Source organism: Tautonia plasticadhaerens (assembly GCF_007752535.1).
Classification (GTDB): Bacteria; Planctomycetota; Planctomycetia; order Isosphaerales; family Isosphaeraceae; genus Tautonia; species Tautonia plasticadhaerens.
The window spans coordinates 6615318-6634528 of sequence record NZ_CP036426.1 but is presented as its reverse complement, the minus strand read 5'-3'; the positions used below and the strand labels follow the sequence as shown (position 1 = coordinate 6634528).

The window sequence follows — 19211 nt, the reverse complement described above, 5'->3', positions numbered from 1 at the left end:
CGCCCCCCGCCGATTCAGAATGAGAGCTTGGAGATCCGATCGACCGCCTCTTCCAGCCGGGGCGAGTCGACCGTCAGCGCCATCCGGAAGAATCCGTCTCCGGACTGGCCGAAGCCGAGGCCGGGGGTGGTGACGAGCGCGGCCTCCTCCAGCAGCTTCGAGCAGGTGCTCGACGAATCGTATCCGGCGGGGCAGGGGATCCAGACGTAGAAGGTCGCCTCGGGGGTCGGCACGTCCCAGCCGAGCTTCTTGAGGCCGGTGACGAGCACGTCCCGGCGTTCCTTGTAGAGGGTCCGAATCGGCGGGGTGATCGTCTCGTACTGGTCGAGTGCCGTCACGGCGGCCATCTGGACGGCGGTGAAGATGCCGGAGTCGGCGTTGGCCTTCACCTGGGCGAGCGCGGCGATCAGCGGGGCCCCGCCGACGGCGAAACCGACGCGCCAGCCGGTCATATTGAAGGTCTTGGAGAGGCTGTGGAACTCGACGGCCACGTCCTTCGCGCCGGGGACCTGGAGGATGCTCGGCGGGGGTGCGTCGAAGTAGACCTCGCCGTAGGCGGCGTCCTGGGCGACGACGAATCCGTGTTCCCGGGCCAGGTCGACGACCCGCTCGAAGAAGGCGAGGTCGGCCGAGCCGGCGGTCGGGTTATTCGGATAGTTGAGGAACATCAATTTCGCCCGCTTCCAGATGTCGGCGGGCACGGCGTCGAGATCGGGCCGGAAGCCGAGGTCCGGCCTCAATGGCATGACGAACGCCTCGCCGCCCGCGAACCGGACGCTCGAGCGGTAGACCGGGTAGCCGGGGTCGGGCACCAGTCCGACGTCACCGGGGTCGACCACGGCCAGGGGGAAGTGGGCCAAGGCCTCCTTCGAGCCGATCGTCGGCAGGATCTCCCCCTCGGGATCCGGGTCGACACCGTATCGTCGGGAGAAGAAGGAGGCGATCGAGCGCCGGAGTTCGGGGGAACCCTGGTCGAGGGCGTACTGGTGGTAGCTCGGGTTCTCGACGTGCCGTTGGAGGCTCCGGACGATCACCTCGGGGGTCGGCGTGTCGGGATCGCCGACGCCGAGATTGATCACGTCGCGCCCGGCGGCGATGGCGGCCTTCTTCTTCCTGTCGATCTCGGCGAAGAGGTAGGGCGGGAGCTGTCGGAGCCGTTCGGATTTGACGAAGGTCGCAGGCATCGTGGTCTTCCGCGGGGCGGGAACGGGAGGCATCGAGACGCGGCGACGCGTCCCTTCAAGGGTCGCTGGCGGGGCCGGTTCGGGGGTCGACCCGTCAGGAGGCCATGGCCTCTTCGGGGATGTTCTCGTTGCTGTAGATGTTCTGGACGTCGTCGTTGTCGTCGAGTAGATCCCGGAGCTTGAGCATCCTCCGGCCGTTGTCGACGTCGAGGTCGACGGTCGTCTGCGGGATGTAACTCGTCTCGGCCGATTCGGTGGGGATCCCGTGCCCCTCGAAGGCCTTCTGGACGTCATCGAAGGCCTTGGGGTCGCAAGTGACGACGAAGTAGTCGCCGTCCCGCTTCAGGTCGTCGGCCCCGGACTCCAGGGAAATCTCCATGAGGCGGTCCTCCTCGATCTTGGTCGCCTCGATGAGGAAGACGCCCTTGTAGTCGAAGAGGTAGCTGACGCAGCCGGTCGAGCCGAGATTGCCGCCGCAGATGTCGAAGGCGCGACGGACCTCGCCGGCGGTTCGGTTGCGGTTGTCGGTGAGGATCTCGCAGAGTACGGCGACGCCGCCTGGGCCGTAGCCCTCATAAATGACTTCCTCGTAGGTCTCCGCCCCGAGCTCTCCGGTGGCCTTCTTGATCGACCGCTCGATGTTGTCCTTCGGGCAGCTGAATGCCTTGGCCTTGTCGATGGCGTATCGCAGGCGGAGGTTCATCGCCGGATCGGCCCCGCCCGTGCGGGCGGCGACGTAGATCGCGCGGCAGAGTTTGCTGAAGAGCTTGCCGCGTTTGGCGTCGACGGAATTCTTGCGGGCCGCCACGTTGGCGGCATGGGAGTGGCCTGCCATGTCGGATTCGGACTCCGGGTCGGGCGGCCCGCCGGGCTTCCCCGCGGAGCCGACCGGCGAAGGCCGGCCGGCCGTTCGCCTCGGGGCTCGCGTCGGGGGCGACGGGTCTGCGGCTGCGAGGGACGGTCTTCAGCGGGTCGGGTCAGGGGTTGGCATCGACGGGATCGCCGATCGGGTCGGCATCGCCGAGGGCCTGGAGCTTCTCGCGAATGTCCGCGAGGGATGGGTCGGGAGGTTCGGCGTCCTCGGCGAGTTCGGCGGCCCGGGACCAGCAGTCCCGGGCCGCGTCACTTCGGCCGAGCCCGAAATAGACGTCCCCGAGGTGGTCGAGATTGACCGCGGAAGGACGGATGCCGACGGCCTTCTCCAGGTGGGGCAAGGCCTCCTCGGGTCGGCCCAGCTTGTAGAGGACCCAGCCGAGGCTGTCGAGGTAGGCGCTGTTCTCGGGGTCGGCCTCGACCGCGGTCCGGGTCAACTCCTCGGCCCGATCGAGCTTGATCCCCCGCTCGGCCCAGAGATAACCCAGGTCGTTGGCGATCCAGGGGTCGTCGGGCTGCTCCTCGAGCAGTTCGAGGAGGATCGACTCCCCCTGCTCGAATCGGTCGGATGAGGCCAGCGCATTGGCCTTCCAGATCCGGGCCAGCCGGAGCGCGTCGGGGACGCCCACGAAGCGATCGGGGACCTGGTCGTAGAGCTCGATCGCCTCATCGTAGCGGCCCAGCCGCTGCAACGCATAGCCGACGAGCTGGATCACCGGGAGGTCGTCGGGACGCTGTTCGAGGAGCTTCCGTCCGTTGGACAGCGCGTCCTCGACCCGGCCGGAGTCGAGCTGGAGCTCGGCGATCCGGGTCAGCAGCTGAGGTTCTTGCCCGAGTTCGGGGAACTTCCCGATCATCTCCTCGAAGATGGCGACCGCCTCGGCCGGTCGGCCCGCGGAGACGAGCGAGTCGGCCAGTTCCAGGTAATTCTGAGGCGAGGGGTCGCGTTCCAGGCTTAGGCGATCCAGTTCCACGCGAGGCCCGGGGAGGTCGGCCCGGGAGGCGATCTCGGTGAGCAGGTCGATCCCCGAAGGGCCGAGCCGGGGGGGATCGGCCCGCAGCAGCTCCATCCCGACCTCGATTACCGCCGCGGCGAGAGTCGGGTCGGTGCCGATGAGCCGGAGTTGTGGGTCGATCGCCATCCGGCCGCCGCGCTGGGACTGGGCGGTCTCGAAGAGCTGGAGCATCTCCTCGTATTTCTCCTGCTCCAGCATCGACTGCGCCAGCGCAGGCACGCCCTGGTCGGGTTGATCGCTGATGATCTCCCGGTAGAGACGGCGGGCCTCGTCATCCCGCCCGTTCGCCTCGTAGCGCTCGGCCAGCGCGTAGCGGAGCAGGACATTGGAAGGGTCGGCCTCGCTCGCGTCCTCCAGTCGGGGGATGATTTGCTCGTCCTCGCCGAGCGCCGAGAGGACCTGGGCGAGGACGTCGAACGTCACCCGGCCGGGGGGACGAGAGGCGACGATCGGCCCCAGCAGTTCCAGGGCCTCGGCGGCCCGGTCGGCCCGGAGCAGGGCCTGGGCCAGGTAGAGGGGGGTCTGCTGGCTGTCGGGGTCGTAGGCCAGGCTGCGACGCAGGGCGGTGATGGCCAGATCGTATCGCCCGGAGTTGAAGAATGTCTCCCCGAATCGCCGGTACGCGTCGGATTCGTCCTCGCCGAGGATGTCCTGGACCTGTGCCGGAGTCAATCGGGTCGCTTCCTTGGTGTCGAGCGCCCGGACCAGTTGGTCGAGCGGCTCGACGGCCTCGTCGGATCGCTGCGTGTCGATGTAAAGCCTGCCCAACTCGTGCAGGATCACCAGGCGGGCGACGGAGAACGGCGAGAGCTTGGGGTTCTCCAGGGTCGATCGGAGGATCGACTCCGCCGCGTCGAGGTCGTTGGACGTGCGAAAATGCCGGACGAGCCGGCGGATCGTCTCGGGGTCCTCGGGGTCGGCCTCCAGGGCCGCCTCCCCCGTCTCGACCGCCCTGGGAATCCGATCCTCCCCGCCGAGCCCGAAATAGAGGCGGCTCAGTCGTCGGAGGATGGCCACCGAATCCGGCTCGAACTGCCGGGCCCGCTCGAGCAGTTCGACGGCCTCGGTCCACTCCCGGTTCGCCTCCAGTGCCCGGGCCGCGGCATATCGCCGCGTCGCGTCCAGTTGCTCGACTTCCTCGGCCGTCCTTGGGTCCCTGGGGACGAAGAGTTCGGGCCGATCGATCGGCGGCGGAGCCTGGGCGGCCTGGACGGCATCCGGGGCGGATTGGGGACCCTCGGCCTGGGTGAGGACGACGACCAGGCTCAGGACGACGAACGGGTGGAGGCAGAGCGAGCCCATCATGATCCTTGGTGATCCTCCACTGATCCAGGACCCGATTCCGATCCGATCGACGATTCCGATGCCCGATGATCCGGTCCGATCCCGCGTCTCGGCTCATTTCGGTCGGGCAGCCCGAAGCTTCCAGGACGCGAACCGAGGCGAATTTATGGTAGCACGGCCTCGACGCCGATGCCAAGTCCCGCCGGTCGCCGGACCACGCCGGTCGGCGGGCCGAACCCCCCGATCCATCAGCGCGACCCCGGCTCCCTGAACCGGCTTCGCAGGGCCCGGGCCCGGCTCCAGAGCGATCTCAATTCGCCCGGGTCGTCGTCGGTCAGGGCCTCTCGGAAACGGTCGAGGTGTCGGCGATACTCGTCCAGCGCGGCGATCAGGTGCTCGGGATTCTCCCTGAAGATGGCCACCCAGAGGTCCGGATCCGAGGCGGCCACCCGGGTTCCGTCCCGATAGGCCCCCGCGGCGAGCTCGATCGTCCCGGCAGGCACGCTGAGCGCCAGCGCCGCGGCGGCGACATGGGGGAGGTGACTCGTCCGGGCCAGGGCGGAGTCGTGGGCGTCCGGGTCGAGCATCACGACCCGACCGCCGATCGAGGACCAGAATCGGGCCGCGCGATCCCGACGATCGATCGGGGTCCGGTCGGTCGGCGTCAGAACGCAGACACGGCCGTCGAGCAGATCCGACCGGGCGGCGGCGGCCCCCCGTCGTTCCGAGCCGGCCAGCGGGTGAGCGGCCACGAAGACCCCCCTCGCCCGATCATCCGCCTCCACCGCCTCGACGATCCTCCGCTTGGTGCTGCCGACGTCGGTGATCAGCACGTCGGGGTGACTCGACGCGGCGAATCGGCAGACGTCGGCGGCGATCCGGTCGGTCGGCGTGCAGACGACGACGACCTCGGCCCCATCCAGGGCCCCTTCGGGGTCCGTCGTCCCTTCATCAATCGCCCCGAGTCCCCTGGCCTCGTCCAGCCGGTCGGTATCCCGGCCGATCCCGATCACCCGATCCGCGAGCCCTCTGGCCCGGATCGCCATGCCGATCGAACCCCCGATCAGCCCGACCCCGACGATCGCCACGGTCCCATAACGCTGCAAGTCCGCCTCCGTCGTAAACGGCTGGATCGGACGCCCCAGCCATCGAAATCGAAGCGGCCCCGTAGTTTCGAAGGCCCAACGGCGGCATCACCAGATTCCGGATCTGCCCCGAGATTCTAAACGACACCCCGGAGATCGTCCTCCCGATCGACTGGACCCGGACTCCCGTGTGTTCGGTCAGGTCCTCGGGGCCCGTCCCGATCGGCGTCGATCCGCTTGATCTTCGCGAAACGATGACGTAGGATTTGGTCCTCCCGGCGCCGTAGCCAAGTGGTAAGGCAGCGGATTGCAAATCCGTTATTCCCCGGTTCGAATCCGGGCGGCGCCTCTCTACCCCCTCCGCTCCGGCTCGAACAGCTTCATCTCGTCGTCGCCGTCGGTTCGGAACAAGTCTCCGTAATTCGTCGGACCTCGCAACCCGGGAGCCATGCCTGCCGGGGGGGATCGCCGGCAGGCACGGCTCGTCCTTCGTCGGGGACCCTCTGGTCCCCCCTGTCCGCTAGCCGAGGTCGCGATCGACGCCGGGCAGCAACCGTGCGAAGTCGAGTCGCTCGGGGCACGCGGCTCGGGCCGAATCGAGGTCGGCCCCGGACCAGTCGCGGGCCTCGGGCGGGAGCAGGGCGTACTGGCGACGGGCTTCGGACCGATCTCCCAGGTGACGGTAATAGGTCAGATAGCGCGTCAGGGTGCCCAGGTCGGCCCTGGTGCCGCCGGCATCCGAGCATCGGCCGTCGCAGTTGGCGCAGAGGGTCGGTCCGTGGGCGAGGGTTGCGTCCCGGAGCAGGCCGAGGTCGGCGGCCTCGAGCGGCTCGAAACGGCGGGCGGCGTCGACGTTCTCCCGGATCTGCTCGGTATTCCGCATCGAGCAGCAGACGCTGGTGATCCGCTCGTCGGACCAGATGGCGTGCAGGAGCCCCTGGAAGGGGGACAGGTTGCGCTCCTTGAGGGTCGGGACCCGGCGGGAGACGTCATCAAGGATGTTGCCTTCCGGCTTGTCGCCGAAGAATTGCCCGGCGATCTGCTTCATGGAGATCAGGCCGATGCCCTTCTCCCAGCAGGTGTCCAACGCGCGGTTCAGTGCGGAGTCGGCCGGGAGCCAGGGCCGGTACTGGAGCATGATCGCGTCGACGTATCCGGCCTCGGCGGCCTTTTGGATGATCGTCGCGCGGTCCTTGTGGTGGGACGAGAAGCCGACGAACCGGGCCTTGCCCGATTTGCGGATCGCCTCCGCGGTCTGCTTGAACTCGTCGCTGACGACCATGTTCACGGCGTCATCGAGCGAGTGGTCGTCCCCGAGGCCGTGGATGAAGAACAGGTCGATGTAGTCGGTCCCAAGGGCCTCCAGGCGCTCGTCGAGCATGCTGAGCAGTTGGGAGGGGGCCTTGGGCATGTCCTTGGTGATCAGGAAGATCTCCTTGCGGACCTCGGGATCTTGCTCGAACCAGCGGCGGAGGTTCGGCTCGGTGCCGTAGACCTTCGCGGTGTCGAACATCCGGATCCCGCTGGCAAAGGCGTAGCGGAGGATCCGGTCATAACTCGGGCCCCGGATCGCCCCCTGGTCGAGCATCGTGACTTCGACGCCGGCCTTGCCCAGGGCCCGCTTCGGGATGGTCGCCCCCGGCGCGGCCGCGGGCGGATCCTGGGCGGGGGGATTCGCCCCGGCGGCCGAGGTGCTCAGCGCCGCCGCCGAGGCGATCGCGCCGGCCTGGAGGAACGATCTGCGATCGGTGCGGTCCGGGTCGGGTCGGGACATGAGGAGCGGTCTCCCTTGACGAGGGGATCGGGGCGGGGGGAGAGGGTGCTTCGATCATGGCCTGAGGGAAGTCGCCCGTCCAGACCGGGATCCGCCCGGCGACTTGCGCCTCACGGCCTCGTCGATCGACCCGATCGCGCCTCGATCGGGAGGACCGGCCGCTCCGGAGGGCCGACGTAGGCTCCCAGGGGACGGACGATCCGATTCGAGGCCAGTTGCTCGATGACGTGGGCGCACCAGCCGGGCAGCCTGGCCATGGCGAAGATCGGCGTGAACATGCCGGGATCGAAGCCCAAGAGTGCATAGGTCGGACCCGCCGGGAAGTCGAGGTTCGGCGGGATGCCCTTCCGTTCGGCCACGGTACGCTCGACGACGTCGGAGATCTTGATCCATCGATCATCCCCGATCGCCTCGGCGACCCGGTCCCGATAGAGTCGCATCGTCGGCACCCGGGAATCACCGAGTCGGTAGACCCGGTGGCCGAAGCCCATGATCTTGCGGCGTTCGGCCAGGGCCCCGAGGACCCACTCCCGGGCCCGATCGGGCGACCCGATCTCCCCGATCATCTCCATCACCGCCTCGTTCGCTCCCCCATGCAGGGGGCCTTTGAGCGAGCCGATCGCGGCCGTGATCGCCGAGCAGAGGTCCGAGAGCGACGAAGCGACGACCCTCGCCGAGAAGGTGGAGGCGTTGAAGCCGTGCTCGGCATAGAGCGTGAGCGAGGCGTCGAACGCCTTCACCAACTCCGGCCCGGGGGCGGCTCCGAATGTCATGGAGAAGAAATTCTCCGCCATCGGCAGGTCCGGATTCGGGGCGATCGGCTCCTGGCCGAGGCGGAGGCGGCGATCGGCCGCCACCACGGTCGGGAGCTTCGCCAGCAGCAGCTCCGACTTTCGGAGGAGCCCCTCGGCGTCCTCGGGGCCCCGGAACTCCGCCGTCATCCCAAGATGGCTGACCGCCGTCCGCAGGGCGTCCATCGGTCGATGCCCGTCGGGGGCGTCGCGGAGGATCCCCAGCGTACCCTCGTCGAGTGCCCTGTTCTTCCGCTCCCGGTCGCAGAAGCCCGACCGTTCGTCCGTGTTCGGTAGATCGCCATGCAACAGCAAGAAGGCGACCTCATCGAAGGAGCAATGCTCGGCGAGGTCAGGGACGGCATATCCCCGGTAGAGGAGCTTCCGCTGCTCGACCAGGACCTCGGAAATCGACGTCTCGTCGAAGATGACGCCCTCGAGGCCCCGCTTCGCCCGGAATGTCTCGTCGCCCATCGATCGGCCCTCGTCCCATACCCGCCGGTGAGACGGCCCGGAGGTCGTTCATCCCGGAGGATCGAAGTTGAAGATGTCGCGGTCGAATTCGGAGTATGAACCGTAGTCGAGCAGCTCGTACAGGTCGGACCTCGTCTGCATCTCGGCGAGCAGGTCCGCCTGAGTCCCCTCCTCGGCCACACGCCGGAGGCCGGCCTCCACGGCGAACATCGCCAGCCGGAGCGAGGTCACGGGATAGAGGACGATGTTGTAGCCCAGCTCCCGGAGCGTCCCGGCCGTCATCAGCTCCGACTTCCCGAACTCGGTCATGTTGGCGATCAGGGGCACGTCGAAGGACGATCGGACGCGCTCGAATTCGGACCGATCAGCCAGTGCCTCGGGGAAGAGGGCATCGGCCCCGGCATCGACGTAGCGCTTGCAACGCTCGACCACACCACCGATCCCTTCCGACGCCCTCGCATCGGTCCGGGCGATCAGGAGGAAGTCGGGATCGCGGCGGGAGGAAACGGCCGCCCGGATTTTCCGCTCCATCTCCTCGGCCGGGACGAGTTGCTTGTGGTCGAGGTGACCGCAGCGTTTCGGGTTCCTCTGATCTTCCAGATGGCAGCCGCAGAGGCCGAGGTCTTCGAGCACCTGGACCGCCCTGGCGGCGTTGAGGGGCTCGCCGAATCCGGTGTCGATGTCGACGATGGCGGGCAGGTTGGTCGTCCGGGCGATCGCATGACTCCGGCCGGAGACCTCGCCCAGGGTCGTCAGGCCGATGTCCGGCAGCCCGAGGTCCGCCGAGATCACGGCACCCGAGAGATAGACCCCCTCGAAGCCGATCCGCTCGATCATCAGGGCCACCAGCGGCGAGAACGCCCCGGGGAACCGGAGCAACCCCCCCCGGCTTAGTCCCTCCCGCAGCGATCGCCGCTTCTGCTGCGGATTCAGGCGTGAGTGGAGCATGAGAAGATGCCCTCGGGATGCGGTCCGGGGGGGCCGAGTCGGTCGACCGGCACCTCGATCGTCAGCCGGTCCAGCTCTCCCGGCATCAGGTCCGGGAGCCGGACGCAGGCATCGAGGAATCGGTCCGCTTCCGAGGGCTCGACGATCCCGTCGACGAGGCCCCGATATTTGTCGATATAGCCGGGCCGGGCGAATGGACGACGGCCTCGGGCGTGGGCGTGCGCGACGCATAGTTCCCCGATGATCGTCTCCCCCCGGCCCATCCGGATCTCGACCCGGGCACCGAAGGCCTTCCGGGCCGGGTCGGGGTCGTGGTAACGGGAGGTCCATTCGGGATCCTCGACCGTCTCGATTTTCCGCCAGAGTCGGACCGTCTCCGGCCGGGAGGCCCGCTCCGGGGCATAGCTCCTGACGTGGTGCCATGCGCCGTCCTCCAGGGCGACGGCGAAGATGTACATCACGCTATGATCGAGCGTCTCGCGTGACGCCGACGGGTCGAACTTCTGGGGGTCGCCCGAACCGGTCCCGATCACGTGATGCGTATGGTGGCTGGTGAAGATCCGGATCGACTCGATCGACTCGCGGTCCGGGATCTTCCCGCGGAGGTCGAACGCCAGGTCGATCAACGCCTGGGCCTGATACTCGGCCGAGTGCTCCTTCGTGTAGGTCTCGAGGATCGCCCTCCTCGGCTCGTCGTCCTCCGGCAGCATCACGAGATATTCGGCCTCGGGTCCGTCCAGGAACCGGGCGATCACGCTGTCTTCGCCCTCGTAGATCGGCGAGGGGCTCGTCTCCCCCCGCATCGCCCGGTCGACCGCCTCGACGGCGAGCTTGCCGGAATGGGCCGGCGCATAGGCCTTCCACGAGGAGATCTCCCCCTTGCGCGACTGCCTGGAGGTGATGCAGACGTGGACCGCCTGCTGGATCGCCTGATAGATCTCCTCGACCTCCAGGCCCAGCATCGCCCCAAGGCCCGCCGCCTGGGCGGGGCCGAGATGGGCGATGTGGTCGACCTTGTGCTTGTGGAGGCAGATCGACTTGACCAGCGCGACGTGGACCTCATAACTCGCCACGATCCCCTTCAGCAGGTCGGCCCCGGATCGCCCGCATTGCTGGGCGACGGCAAGCAGCGGGGGGATCGAGTCCGCGGGGTGCGCATAATCCGCGGCGAGGAACGTGTCGTGCATGTCCAACTCGCGCACGGCAGTCCCGTTCGCCCAGGCCGCCCACTCGGCATGCACCGTCTCCGACCTCGGGAGCCCGAGGACGTTCGCACCGCCAGGCCTCGGATGGCTCATCGCCTGTCGCCTGGCAGATGCAACGGCATCCCGATCGAGGGCGGCACACGCCACACCGGCGTTATCGATGAGGCGGTTGACCGCCATCTCCTCGACATCCGCGTCCGCCCTCGGGCCGCCCGCCGCGACCTTCGCGAGCTTCCAGGCGAGCTGTTCCTCCCGGGAGGGTGTCCGGGACGAGGGATAGGCGCGAACTCGGGTTACTGTCATCTTCGTTGACCGTCGACTCGCCGCGGATCAGGGTAGCCATCGCCAGGGCGCCCGCCCGGGGCGCCGATCGACCATCTTAGGACAGGACAAGGCGCGTGGACTAGGAGGGGGCGACCGACCGAACGTGCCACCCCCGGCACGTCGCGCCGATCGGTTCTCGACGGTGAGCATGATATCGACCGACGGAGACCGGTCGAGATCGGCCCCGTCGAGGTTTCGGCCCGCCTCGTCCAGGGTGCGCAGGACGAGGATTCGATAGGCTCTGCGTCGCCCTCGGGAGGCGACTGGTCTCGTCTCAACGCTCTCGGCTCGGCGTCCGGCGATAGACGAGTCGGTCATGCATCGCCCATGGAATTCGGGCGATCCGAGGCGGCCGCGGACGTCGTGCTCCCCGCAGCGGGTTCATCGACGAGGCCGGTCGGCCGGCAAAGGTGGAAGGAAGAGAAGCACGATCTCAAGAATTCAGCGAGAGTTGCGTGAATGGAGACGACCGGGATCGAACCGGCAACCTCCTGCGTGCAAAGCAGAAAGCTCCCTGTCACAACCTATTACAAAATTACAAGTTGTAAACCATCATCCTGTCGCTTGCACTGGGGCTTGCACCGGCAGTGCTCCAGGGATTACTTCCGATCCGCTCGTCGATCTCGTAGCCCACCTGACATCGGATCAGCGTCGTCGCCTCCTCACGCTACTCGTCAAGCTGTCGGAGGTCGAGGACTCTGCTCGATCGCAGGAGTGATCGGAGGCGGTGGCCACCCGCTCACTCGACGCGCACATCCACGACCGAACCTCCCCGAAGAATCCACCCATCATCTCTGCTTGTTGCAAGATCGGGGCAGCGACGAGGGCCTCCACGTTCGTCGTTCGAGTGAACTCGCACCCTTTGGCGCGGCCATCGCCTTCTCGAATCTTTCATCATCCGCTCCGCCTCTATCGCGCCGATTTGAACAGCCCAATAGTTGAGGCCGCTATCGTATGTCGACCATCGTGTGAACGGGATTCCCAGCGGCCGGCATCCGACAGGACAGCACCGTGCCCGCCATCCAGTTGACCACGGGGATGATCGCCCGGCGGCTCGATGAGCCGCTTCATCGCGTCACGTACATCATCAGGACCAGGGGCATCGAGCCGGCCGCCGTCGCCGGCAAGGCCCGCGTCTTCGAGGAGGAGCACCTCGAGCGAATCGCCGCCGCGCTCAGGGACATCGACGCCAGGCGGGACGGAGGTGGGTAATGAACGCCCTGCCCACGCCCGAGCCGGTGGCGTCCGACGGAGCATCGCCCCGGCGGCTTATCGGCCTGAAGGACGCCGCGAGGCTCTACTCGGTCTCGTGGCGAACCTTCCTCCGGTGGGCCGACGCCGGCCGCGTCCCGTGGGGCTTCAAGATCGGCGGTCGCCGCCTCTGGAGCCTCGAGGAACTCGAGCGGCACATCCGCGAGGGATGCCGGCCGGTCTCCAGGGTGCGACGCTGAGCACGGCCGGTCGAGTCGATCGGGAGGGATGCGGTCGCTTCCCTCCTCGATCGTGAAGTTCAATCGACCGACGCCAGCCGGTTCCTCGCAGACGCCGTGTGACCGTCCTCCTCGGACTCGGTGGGTCGGACAGGTAGCCGCGCGTGCAGAGCCAGGATCTCGCCCCCCATCTCCCTGAAGCGGACCCGACACCCGACAACTCGGCCGCCTTTTCGTAAAGCATTCCGTGTCAGTTGTTTGTGACAGAACAGGATGTCGGGCAAGTCCTCGGCAAACCCGACATCCTCCCCACGGATCGAAGAGGGCCGGAGGCCCTCCCCGCCGCCATCTCGACGTTGCCCTCTCGAGGTTGTCGGGTGACGGAGATCGATGCCCGACAACAGGACTCGACGCAAATGCGATCCTGTCATCAGCTTATGCAGCAAGCCCGCTGGTTGTCGGGTGTCGGGCTCCAGGAGCAACTCGCGGGCTGTGTGAGGGGGCTGCGTCGCGAATCTGCCAGAAAGGCCATCGAGCGGCGGTTCGTCCTCTTCTCGAGGCGTCCAGAGGTGGAGTCGAGCGGGCTCCTGGATCGGTTGGCACCGCTTCGATCCATCTGCCGCCGTCGGGACTCCAGGCTGAGGCCGAGGGCCGCCGGAAGATCCGCTTCTTCCCCGTCGCGGTCCAGGCGGGCTCGAGGGCGTCGAGCGGTCAGGCCCGCACGAATCAATCGACGATTTGTCGGATGATTGCTGGCGCGGCCGCCGCTTCTCCCTCGATGAACCGCGGCTTCCCTGGCCCGATGCAGAGGGGAGGGCGACCGCCAGCCGTTGCAGCGCCAGGTTTAAGTCGAGCCAGTTGGCAGTCGTGGAGGGGGCCCGGGCCGGTTCGGTGCCCCCCCCCCGAGGTCGACGCGGGGGGGGGATTGCCACCTCGCTTGAGTCGAGCCCTGTCTTACGCCAGGTGATCGTGATCTCGTGATTTGCCTCGGCCGACGCGGAGATGGGGTAGCCACGTCCCTTCCAGCCGACCGTTGTCGGCTCCCCGACCAGCCGGAGGTACACCTCGCTGCCCAAGCGTTGGCCAAGAGAGTCTGTCGCGGCCTCTTGAGCGTCAGCTGCTGGGCAGCGAGCATACGCAGCTCGTCGTGGACAAAAGGGGAGCTGTTTGGCGGGTCCGTTCGGTGCGTTGCATCGGACGGCGTGTTGATGCAATTGCTGCGTGGTCTTCCCTGAAAGACGCAGCCGCCAACATGACCAAGACCGGCTTCGTTCGGTCGACCACACGAATGGCACTTAGATTTCCGCAAACGGCCGCGCGAGAGCGGGATAGGAAGATGTCGGCGTTCCGGCTCTGATGGAGACGCAACCCACGTCGCCCGCCAGGAGCCCGAGCGATGCATGGCCGCGCCGATGGACGCCTTCGCCAACAGGTTGACTCCCTTCGCCAGCAGTTCCTCCAGCAGGACGGCCTCCCCTTCGCCGACGTCCTCTCGACGGCGGGACTCGAAGGGGCGCTCCGCGAGGTCCCCTCTCGCTGGAAGGACCGCATCTTCACGCCCCTGGTCACCCTCGGGGTCTTCCTCGCCCAGGTCCTCAACGCCGACCGATCCTGCCGCGCCGCCGTGGCCCGGCTGATCGCCCATCGCGCCTCGCAGGGGCTCGAGCCGTGCAGCTCGGAGACCGGCGCCTACTGCCAGGCGAGGGGCCGCCTGCCCGAGCGGTTCTTCGCCGCCGTGGCCCGCCTCGTCGGGCGCAACCTCGACGCGCAGGTCGATCGTCAGTGGCTGTGGAAGGGGCGCCGCGTCTGCCTCTTCGACGGCTCGACGGTCTCGATGCCCGACACCGAGGAGAACCGGCGCGAGTATCCGCTGACCTACAACCAGGTCCCCGGGACGAACTTCGCCCCCGCGCGCATCGGCGCGATCATCTCGCTCTCGTGCGGCGCGATCCTCGACCTGGGGATCTGCCGCTACGCCGGCAAGGGCCAGGGCGAGGTCAGCCTCCTGCGGCGGCTCTGGGACGTCCTTCGCCCCGGCGACGTGTTGCTGGGAGATCGCCTGATGTCGGGCTGGGTGGGCATGCACCTGCTGAAGCAGCGCGGGGTCGACACCGTCAGCCGCCTCTCGGCGCACCGCCGGGCCGACTTCCGCAAGGGCAAGCGCCTGGGCAAGGATGACCACCTGGTCGTCTGGAGGAAGCCGTCATCGATCCGGTCGGTGGACCGCGAGACCTACAACGCCTTGCCCGAGTCGTTCACCGTCCGCGAGGTCCGCGTCCGGGTGGAGCAGCCGGGGTTCCGGACGCGGTCGATCGTGGTCGTGACGACGATCCTGGACCCCGACCAGGCGAGCAAGGAGGAGCTGGCCTCGCTCTATCGGGCGCGATGGAACAACGAGACGTGCCAAGCAGACTGCACCTCAAGCGACCGGTGGTGCAGCACCCCCGGCGGCGGTTACGATCAGCGCCGCCGCGCTGCTTGAGCTGGCGGCGTGGTGCCGACATCACCTGACCTCGGCATCGGGAGACATCGCATGTCCGTCGCCCCCCGTCACAACGCTCCCCCCCGCGCCTGACGACGGCGCCCTGCCCACCGCCGACGGTCGCACCGACGATCTGGGCCCGCCTGCCGGCCGACCGGCAGCGACAGCTCCGCGACCTGCTCGGCCAACTCCTCGCCAGGCTCCTGGCGGCCACCCGAAGCGAGGAGGCCGGCCATGAGTGACGCAACCCGCTCGCCCAAGCTCCGGCCCTGGCATCTCGACCGGGCGGCCTTCGTCTACGTCCGCCAATCCACACCCCAGCAGGTGCTCGACCACCGCGAGTCCACCGACCGGCAGTACGCCCTGGCCGACCGCGCCGTCGCCCTCGGGTGGCCACGGGACCGCGTCACCACGATCGACGACGACCTGGGCAAGAGCGGCCAGTCGATCGAGGGCCGGCCCGGGTTCCAGCGGCTGCTGGCCGAGGTGGCGCTCGACAACGTCGGGCTGATCCTCGGCCTGGAGATGAGCCGGCTGGCCCGGTCCAACCGCGACTGGCACCAGCTGCTCGAGCTCTGCGCCCGCTTCCGCGTGCTCCTGGCCGACGCCGACGCCGTCTACGACCCGGCCGACCACAACGACAGGCTCCTGCTGGGCCTGCACGGCATGTTGAACGAGGCAGAACTTCATGTCATCAAGGAGCGGATGTGCCAGGGCCGGCTCAACAAGGCCCGCCGGGGCGAGCCGATGGGCTCCCCGCCGCTGGGCTACGTACGCCTCGCCTCGGGCGAGTGGGCGATCGACCCCGACGAGCAGGTCCAGGCGACCGTGCGGCTGATCTTCGACCGGTTCGACCGCGAGGGTACCCTGCACGGCCTGCTCCGCTACCTGGTCCACCACGGGGTCCGCATCCCGATCCGACCCCGCCACGGCCCCAACCGCGGCGGGTTGGAGTGGCGGCGGCCGAACCGCCCGACGCTGTCGAACGTCCTGCACCACCCGGCCTACGCCGGTGCCTACCGGTTCGGCCACCGGGAGGTCGACCCGCGGCGCAAGCGGCCCGGGCGGCCCGACACCGGCAAGCTGGTCCGCCGCCCGGAGGAGTGCCTGGTGCTGATCCGCGACCGGCTGCCGGCCTACATCACCTGGGAGCGGTTCTGTGACAACCAGGAGCGGCTGGAGGCCAACCGGGCCCGCCGGGACCGCCCCGGCGCGCCGCGGCAGGGGGCCTCGCTGCTGGCCGGACTCCTGCGGTGCGGGCGGTGCGGCCGGCGGATGCTCGTGCGGTACTCGGGGGCGACGGGCCGGTACAGCTACACCTGTGCCCGCGGGGCGGCCGACCACGCCGAGCCGATCTGCCAGAGCCTCTCCGGGCCGGCGCTCGACGGGCTGGTCGCCGGCCGGGTCCTGGCGGCGGTGGAGCCGGCGGCGCTGGAGGCGAGCTTGGCGGCGGTGGCCGAGGTCGAGCGCGAGCGGTCCGAGCTGGCCCGGCACTGGCGGCTCCGCCTCGAACGCGCCGGCTGCGAGGCCGACCGCGCGGCCCGGCAGTACCAGGCCTGCGAGCCGGAGAATCGCCTGGTCGGCCGCGAGTTGGAGCGGCGCTGGGAGGAGGCGTTGAGGGCGCAGCGGCGCCTCGAGGACGAGCACGAGCGGTGGCGGGGGTCGGCCCCCGGTCGGCTCTCACCGGACGACGAGCGGACGATCCGGTCGCTGGCCGGCGACTTGCCGGCGGTGTGGCAGGCGACGACGACGACGCCCGCCGAGCGGCAGCGGATCGCCCGACTCCTGATTGACCACGTGTCCGTCACCGTGGACAAGGCGAGCGAGCGGGTCGATGTGACGCTCCACTGGTCCGGCGGCATGACCGAGTCGCACGCCATGTCCCGGCCGGTGAAGCGGTACGACCTCCTGGCCGACTACCCCCGACTGGTCGAGCGACTGCGGGGATGGCGCGCCGAGCGGCTCAGCCCGGCGGCGATGGCCGAGCGGCTCAACGTCGAGGGGTTCCGTCCCCCGAAGCGGGCCGAGCGGTTCACGCGGGGGATGGTGCAACGGCTGCTCTGGCACCTGGGGCTGGCCCGCACGCCCTTCGGCAGCCCGGCCGGCCTCGGCCGCGACGAATACCGGCCGTCGTCGCTGGCGCGTCGGCTGGGGGTGTCGCGAGACACGGTGCGGCGATGGGTGCGGGTCGGGTGGTTGACGGCGCATCGCGACGCCCAGGGCCACCACGTGATCTGGGCCGACGGGTCCGAGCTGCGGCGGCTGCGCGAGCTCCGCCGGCTGCCGCGGACGTGGGCGAACAAGGGGCGGCTTGCCGAACTGACCAGACCGAGGCCGCGCCCGGGACGGTAGAGTGAGGGCGGCCCGGCTCAGGGCGAGCCGGGCCGCCCCATCGCGCTCTTGGAGGGCATTATGGCTGGAACATCGAGCTCGATCTGAGGTCGATCAAGGTCACGCTGCAGATGGACCGGCTGCGGTGCAAGACGCCGGAGCTGGTGCGCAAGGAGATCTGGACGCACGCCCTGGCGTACAACCTGATCCGGACGGTGATGGCGCAGGCGGCGGCCCGCGAGGGGGTACCGCCGCGGACGATCAGCTTCGAGGCGACGCTCCAGGTGCTGGAGGCGTTCCGGCCGGTGATCGCCGCCCAGGTCGACCGCGGCACGGGGCACCTGGCGGCGCTCTATGAGCAGATGCTCCGGGCCATCGCGGCCCATAAGGTCGCCGACCGTCCCGACCGGTTCGAGCCCCGGATGGCCAAGCAGGGGCCCAAGAGGTATGACCGCCTGACGAGGCCGCGGCGGGAGATCAAACTCCAGATGCTCAAACGATCTAGCAAAATCTAAGTGCCATTCGTCGACCACACCGAAGCAGTCTCGGACCTCGGCCGACCACACGCCGACCACACCGACGCGCGTAAGAGAGGTACCGGTTTTCGAGACCGGCCCACGAAACAGCTCGAATGCCGGAATACACGGTGTTTTCGCGTTTTCCAAGCCCGCCAAGCTGCGGCGCATATGCCTCCCCATATGCCTACCTGGGACCGCACTCTGGTCCTCGGCTCACCGGCCGGGCGTCCGACTCAGGACAGGGCCAGTAGCAGGGCCTACGCATCTCGAACTGGTGATCGGCACATGACTTCGGTGTATACCGGCGGGTCCACGCAGACCCCGCCATGCCGCAGCATGACCTGGCCCTCACCCGGTATTTCGTCGATCTGCCGGACCCTCGGGTCGATCGCACCAAGAAGCACGCCCTCGGCGACATCCTCGTCATCGCCCTGTGCGCCACCATCGCCGGGGCCGACTCGTGTGAGGAGGTCGAGCGGTTCGGGCGGGCCAAGCACGCCTGGCTGAAGACGTTCCTGGCCCTGCCCAACGGCATCCCCTCGCACGATACCTTCTATCGGGTCTTCGCACGGTTCGACCCGAAGAGGTTCGCCGGGGCCGTCGCCCGGTGGATGGAGGCGGTGTGCGAGGTCACCGGGCTGCGGCACGTCGCCATCGACGGCAAGGCGGTGCGGGCCGCCCCCGGCGAGACCTTCAGCGGGTGCCTGCACCTGGTCAGCGCCTGGGCGACCGAGAACCGCCTGGTCCTGGGGCAGGAGCCGGTGGCCGACGGGTCGCACGAGATCGCCGCCATCCCCGAACTCCTGAAGGTGCTGGCCCTGAAGGGGGCGCTGGTGACGATCGACGCCGCCGGGTGCCAGAAGGAGATCGCCGGGCAGGTGCGGGACGGCGGCGGGGATTACCTGCTGGCCGTGAAGGGGAATCAGCCGACGCTGCACGAGGCGGTCCGGGCGGTGTTCCGGCGGGCTTGCGAGGCGGACTTCGCCGGGGTGCGTTGCGACGGCCACGAGCAGGCCGAGGACGGGCACGGGCGGCACGAGGGGCCTGACACCGTCGTAGTCTACGACCCTGCCGGGTTGCCGCCGGGGTGGCCGGATGTGGCGGCGGTGGTGCTGGTCGGGCGGGAGCGGTCATTGAAGGGGTTCGATACCAGCACGGCCCACTTCTACATCACCAGCCTGCGGGGGACGGCGGCGGAACTCGGGCGGCTGGTCCGGCGGCACTGGGCGGTGGAGGATGAGTTGCACTGGATGCTTGATGTGGCCTTCGGCGAGGACTCCAACCGGACGGCGGCGGGCCACGCCGGGGCGAACCTCGGGCTGGTCCGGCGAGTCGCCGCCTCGCTGTTGCAACAAGACCCCGATCGGGGAAGCATCAAGGCGAAGCGCCTGAGCGCCGCACTCGACGAGAGCTATCTCATGCGAGTCCTACGGGGTTTCCCGGCAAATTAGATGCGTTGGCCCTGCCTTCGAGGAAGCGCGTGCGCACCTGG

The 19211-nt window shown here is 68.7% G+C and carries 13 protein-coding genes, 2 tRNA genes and 1 pseudogene; 7 read left to right on the top strand and 9 right to left on the bottom strand.

All coding sequences use genetic code 11. From position 1 onward, the window contains the following. Positions 1–14: 14 nt before the first annotated feature. The 4 genes from ElP_RS26415 to ElP_RS26400 form a co-directional block, all read right to left on the bottom strand. Positions 15–1184, bottom strand: coding sequence for an LL-diaminopimelate aminotransferase (locus ElP_RS26415; RefSeq protein ID WP_231749269.1), 1170 nt, complete (start codon positions 1182–1184; stop codon positions 15–17). A gap of 94 nt (positions 1185–1278) precedes the next feature. Then, positions 1279–2019: a YebC/PmpR family DNA-binding transcriptional regulator gene (locus ElP_RS26410; protein WP_145275328.1), complete on the bottom strand. Its 741-nt coding sequence runs from the start codon at positions 2017–2019 to the stop codon at positions 1279–1281. A gap of 142 nt (positions 2020–2161) precedes the next feature. Further along, positions 2162–4378, bottom strand: coding sequence for a tetratricopeptide repeat protein (locus ElP_RS26405; RefSeq protein WP_145275325.1), 2217 nt, complete (start codon positions 4376–4378; stop codon positions 2162–2164). 227 nt (positions 4379–4605) lie between these two features. Next, the gene (locus ElP_RS26400; RefSeq protein WP_231749268.1) at positions 4606–5463 is read right to left on the bottom strand and encodes a prephenate dehydrogenase; all 858 of its coding nucleotides are present in this window, start codon (positions 5461–5463) and stop codon (positions 4606–4608) included. Between the two features lie 256 nt (positions 5464–5719). Here ElP_RS26400 and ElP_RS26395 point away from each other — a divergent pair. Continuing rightward, positions 5720–5791 (top strand) — tRNA-Cys (locus ElP_RS26395). Positions 5792–5962: 171 nt separating this feature from the next. Here the strand turns inward: ElP_RS26395 and ElP_RS26390 are convergent. The 5 genes from ElP_RS26390 to ElP_RS37435 all read right to left on the bottom strand — a co-directional run bounded on the left by ElP_RS26390 (position 5963) and on the right by ElP_RS37435 (position 11497). Further along, on the bottom strand, positions 5963–7216 hold the full coding sequence (locus ElP_RS26390) for an aldo/keto reductase (protein WP_145275322.1): 1254 nt from the start codon (positions 7214–7216) through the stop codon (positions 5963–5965). Between the two features lie 110 nt (positions 7217–7326). Next, on the bottom strand, positions 7327–8481 hold the full coding sequence (locus tag ElP_RS26385) for a bifunctional 2-methylcitrate synthase/citrate synthase (RefSeq protein ID WP_145275319.1): 1155 nt from the start codon (positions 8479–8481) through the stop codon (positions 7327–7329). 48 nt (positions 8482–8529) lie between these two features. Beyond that, positions 8530–9429, bottom strand: coding sequence for a methylisocitrate lyase (prpB, locus tag ElP_RS26380; protein WP_145275317.1), 900 nt, complete (start codon positions 9427–9429; stop codon positions 8530–8532). Further along, positions 9411–10937: an MmgE/PrpD family protein gene (locus tag ElP_RS26375; RefSeq protein WP_145275314.1), complete on the bottom strand. Its 1527-nt coding sequence runs from the start codon at positions 10935–10937 to the stop codon at positions 9411–9413. Before ElP_RS26375 ends, prpB begins: the two co-directional genes overlap by 19 nt. 481 nt (positions 10938–11418) lie before the next feature. Further along, positions 11419–11497, bottom strand: a tRNA-Ala gene (locus tag ElP_RS37435). Between the two features lie 472 nt (positions 11498–11969). Between ElP_RS37435 and ElP_RS26370 the strand changes: the two genes are divergently transcribed. The 6 genes and pseudogenes from ElP_RS26370 (at position 11970) to ElP_RS26345 (ending at position 19170) form a co-directional block, all read left to right on the top strand. After that, positions 11970–12170, top strand: coding sequence for a hypothetical protein (locus ElP_RS26370; RefSeq protein WP_145275311.1), 201 nt, complete (start codon positions 11970–11972; stop codon positions 12168–12170). After that, positions 12170–12409 (top strand): helix-turn-helix transcriptional regulator, encoded by a 240-nt coding sequence (locus ElP_RS26365; RefSeq protein WP_145275308.1) that lies wholly within the window; start codon positions 12170–12172, stop codon positions 12407–12409. The genes ElP_RS26370 and ElP_RS26365 overlap by 1 nt, the downstream gene beginning before the upstream one ends. Positions 12410–13784: 1375 nt before the next feature. Then, on the top strand, positions 13785–14870 hold the full coding sequence (locus ElP_RS26360) for an IS4 family transposase (protein ID WP_145275134.1): 1086 nt from the start codon (positions 13785–13787) through the stop codon (positions 14868–14870). A gap of 234 nt (positions 14871–15104) precedes the next feature. Beyond that, positions 15105–17222 (top strand): recombinase family protein, encoded by a 2118-nt coding sequence (locus ElP_RS26355; protein WP_145267375.1) that lies wholly within the window; start codon positions 15105–15107, stop codon positions 17220–17222. 65 nt (positions 17223–17287) lie between these two features. Then, a pseudogene (locus ElP_RS41645) lies at positions 17288–17503 on the top strand (transposase); the annotation flags it as partial. A 542-nt stretch (positions 17504–18045) separates the two neighbouring features. After that, on the top strand, positions 18046–19170 hold the full coding sequence (locus ElP_RS26345) for an ISAs1 family transposase (RefSeq protein WP_145275305.1): 1125 nt from the start codon (positions 18046–18048) through the stop codon (positions 19168–19170). Positions 19171–19211 lie beyond the last annotated feature (41 nt).